Source organism: Planococcus koreensis (assembly GCF_004761975.1).
In the GTDB taxonomy this organism is placed as follows: domain Bacteria; phylum Bacillota; class Bacilli; order Bacillales_A; family Planococcaceae; genus Planococcus; species Planococcus koreensis.
In genome coordinates, this window is the sequence record NZ_RQII01000082.1 from 1 (window position 1) to 1,594 (window position 1,594).

General features: G+C 46.7%; 1 protein-coding gene. It reads left to right on the top strand.

Going from position 1 to position 1,594, the window contains the following annotated elements; all coding sequences use genetic code 11:
* Window positions 1-1,254: IS110 family RNA-guided transposase (locus tag EGV91_RS16845; protein WP_241666212.1), on the top strand; the 1,254-nt coding region annotated here is incomplete at its 5' end.
* Between the last annotated feature and the right edge of the window lie 340 nt (window positions 1,255-1,594).

Genomic DNA, 1,594 nt, shown 5'->3' on the forward strand with positions numbered 1-1,594 from the left:
TACGGCGATATCCTGATCAAACCATTTGAATTTAACGCCTCCTCCACCGGATTTACCCGACTAATCAAGGAGGTTACCCAAGCTAAGGATGGTTACGGGTTTGAGGAGGTGGTCGTCGGCATTGAAACGACAGGCCATTATTACGAAGACCTTGTCAGACTTTGTGAACAGGAGAAGTTTATCGTCCGAATCATCAACGCAGCGACGACAGCGCAAGAACGAGCGACCATCTTGAATTACACGAAAACGGACAACCTGGACTTGATGGCCATTACCCAATCCATCTTGCATGGTCGTGGGCAGACAAGCCAGAAAGCAATTCCACTGTTGGCTCAGCTCAAAACCTTGTCACGCGCCCATCGGGCACTAGTTAATGCACATTCGCAAACCATCAACTACGTCCGCCTTTATATGGATCATATCTTTCGGGAATACCAAGGAAGTGTAGAGCTTGTGGATGGAAAACAGGTTCACCTGAAAATTTTCTCCACCTTCGATTGCAAGTCATCTCTTTACTTGATGCGCCATTACCCTCACCCTTCAGATATTCTCGCGTTGGGAGAAGAGGGATTACGGCTGGTTTCAATCGAACAGAACTTGAAAATACGCGACCAATCGATTGAGCGCCTAATCCGTTTCGCACATCAATCGGTATCGAAGCCCAAAGAATGCCTGCAGGCGGAACTTCTCATTTTACACTTGAAGCTCGATGAGCTGGAATTACTGGCCGCACAAGTGGAGCTGTTGAAAAAAGAGATGGAACAAGTTCTTCTTCAAACCGATGGCGGAATTCTGTTAAGCATTCCTGGGGTGGGGGTAACCACCGCCTCTGAATTGACTGCCGAAATCGGCGATTTGACACTTTTCACACGCCCTGAGCAGTTAATTAAGATGGCTGGAACCAATCCCATTATCCGGCAATCAGGCGGCAAAAGAGCCACGACCCATCAAATTTCGAAACAGGGGCGAGCTGATTTCCGTGCCGCCGTGTATCGAGCTGGAAAGTCTATGAATAGGCAAAACCCGATGATGCGGAAAAAAGCGGACGAGCTGAAAGCAAAAGGCAAAAAACCGCGCCAGATTTTCATCGCTCTGGGGAACAGGCTTCTGAGAATCGCTTTCGCCATGATGAAAAAGAAGCAAGTGTACCAGCCGGCCGATCCCGGAGGCAAAAGCCTCCAACAAGTGATTGCCAGTAAACTGCGGACTCACGAAAAACAAGCGTTATTTTTTCATCGATATGTTTTGAACTGAAGCAGCGCGAACAAGTAAACCTGCCGGTTAGCCAACGGAAGAATGGCATTTTTCTGGAACGCCAGACCACATTGACTTTAGCCCCTGAGGCACTTTGACCTCGTAGTCCAGCGGAATGGGTCTTGTTCCATAAATACGAATAAAACGTAAATTCCCTTAGATTGTATGAAGTAGGTTGTATCCCTGTGGAGACAATAAACAAGACTTTGTGCGTTGTGGAAAAATGCCTTTAGAACGTTCTGTGATTGTCGATTTCAATTTTATTCCAGTTGATCTTTGGCTTTGTGTTGTCAAAAATCGACATAGACAGCGCTTGACTTAATTCACATTAAACGCTGGA